Source organism: Mesorhizobium sp. M7D.F.Ca.US.004.03.1.1 (genome assembly GCF_003998635.1).
Taxonomy (GTDB): domain Bacteria; phylum Pseudomonadota; class Alphaproteobacteria; order Rhizobiales; family Rhizobiaceae; genus Mesorhizobium; species Mesorhizobium loti.
Window position 1 is genome coordinate 1 of the sequence record NZ_RZQG01001009.1, and the last position, 2,041, is coordinate 2,041.

The 2,041-nt window shown below is 64.5% G+C and carries 3 protein-coding genes; all 3 read left to right on the plus strand.

Annotated elements, in window-relative coordinates:
• The coding region (locus EN935_RS33120) for a DnaJ C-terminal domain-containing protein (RefSeq protein WP_127374081.1) at positions 1–752 on the plus strand (752 nt) is incomplete at its 5' end.
• 106 nt (positions 753–858) lie between these two features.
• The gene (fabI, locus tag EN935_RS33125) at positions 859–1,677 is read left to right on the plus strand and encodes an enoyl-ACP reductase FabI (RefSeq protein WP_109662211.1); all 819 of its coding nucleotides are present in this window, start codon (positions 859–861) and stop codon (positions 1,675–1,677) included.
• A gap of 47 nt (positions 1,678–1,724) precedes the next feature.
• The coding region (locus tag EN935_RS33130) for a histidine phosphatase family protein (RefSeq protein ID WP_164771573.1) at positions 1,725–2,041 on the plus strand (317 nt) is incomplete at its 3' end.

Here is a 2,041-nt window from a genome sequence, read left to right on the forward strand (position 1 = left end):
ATCGTGCCGCTTTCGATCGCGGCGAGATCGACGCCGACGGCAAGCCGCGATTCCAGGGCTTTGAGGGCGCAGCCGGTGGCGGCGATCCCTTCGGCGGGTTCCGCCGGCAGCAAGGTCCGGGCGGTTCGCGATTCGAATTCCGCTCAGGGCGTCCCGGCGGCGATCCGTTCGACGGCAACAGCGACATCTTCAGCCAGATTTTCGGCGATGCCTTTTCGGGCGCGCGCGGGCCAGGCGCGGGCGACCGCCGCCAGCCGGCGACATCAGCCGATCTGAACGTGACGCTCGACGTCACCATCGAGGAAGCGGCGACCGCCGAAAAGGTGACGGCGATGTTCCCCGACGGTCGCAAGGTGGCGGTCAAGCTGCCGGCCTATGTCGAGGATGGCCAGACCATCCGGCTGAAGGGTCAGGGCGAGCAAGGGCCGGGCCAGCCGGGCGACGCGCTGGTCAAGATCCATCTTCGCCGCCATCCGCGCTACCGCATCGAGGGCCGCGACCTGCACGCCGATCTGCCGGTGGCGCTGGCGGATGCGGTGCTCGGCGCCAAGGTGCCGGTCGATACGCCGACCGGCAGGCTTGCAGTCAACATTCCGGCCTGGTCGAGCTCGGACAAGGTCCTGCGGCTGAAGGGCAGGGGCCTGCCGGAAAAGGCCGGCGGCCACGGCGATCTCTACGCCCATGTGCGGATCATGCTGCCGGAAGGCGGCGATAGCGCGCTCGAAGCGCTGTTGCGCGGCCAAAAAGACTGATCGACGGCTTTTGTCCCCCGAACTGTCCGGTTTGAACGCTTGAAGGGGCTCTGTGCCTGTGCGATAGGGCACTCCACAAAGCAGAAATCTTGCGGAGAGCGCTCACATGGCGGGTGGACAGGGCCTAATGGCCGGCAAGCGCGGCCTTATTCTTGGTGTCGCCAACAACAGATCGATCGCCTATGGCATCGCCAAGTCGTGCGTCGACCATGGTGCCGAGATCGCGCTGACCTATCAGGGCGAGGCGTTCAAGAAGCGCGTCGAGCCGCTGGCGGCGGAACTGGGCGCCTTTGTTGCCGGCCATTGCGACGTCACCGACCCGGCGAGCCTGGACGAGGTTTTCGCCAATGTCGCCAGCCACTGGGGCAAGCTTGATTTCCTCGTCCACGCCATTGCCTTCTCCGACAAGGACGAGCTGACCGGCCGCTATGTCGAGACGACGCGCGACAATTTCCTGCGCACCATGGACATTTCGGTCTATTCCTTCACCACCATTGCCAAGCGCGCCGAGGCGCTGATGACCAATGGCGGCTCGTTGCTGACGCTGACCTATTACGGCGCCGAAAAGGTAATGCCGCACTACAACGTCATGGGTGTCGCCAAGGCGGCGCTCGAGGCCAGCGTGCGCTATCTGGCGGTCGACCTCGGCGCCAAGAAGATCCGCGTCAACGCCATCTCGGCTGGCCCGATCAAGACGCTGGCCGCTTCCGGCATCGGCGATTTCCGCTACATCCTGAAGTGGAACGAGTACAATTCGCCGCTGAAGCAGACGGTGACGCAGGAGGAAGTCGGCGATTCGGGCGTCTATTTCCTGTCCGACCTGTCGCGCGGCGTCACCGGCGAAGTGCATCACGTCGATTCGGGCTACCACGTCGTCGGCATGAAGGCGGTCGACGCGCCTGATATTTCGACGGTCAAGGACTAACACCCCCGCCAAACGTCATCCGTCCCGATCCCGCACCGGAAGACCTGATGTACCCGCTGGTTTATATCGCGCGCCACGGCCAGACCGCGTGGAACGCCGAATTCCGGCTTCAGGGGCAGGCCGACACCGATCTCAACGCTCTCGGCCGCGAACAGGCGTCCGGAAACGGGCTTCGGCTGGCCGAGCTGGTCCACAATCCCTGGGAATTCGACTTCGTCGCCAGCCCGATGAAACGGACGCGCGAAACGATGCAGCGCATTCGCGTCGCCATGAAGCTCGATCCGGGCGCCTATCGAACCGATCCGCGCCTCGTCGAAGTCAATTTCGGCGATTGGCAGGGATTTACCTTCCCCGAACTCGAGAC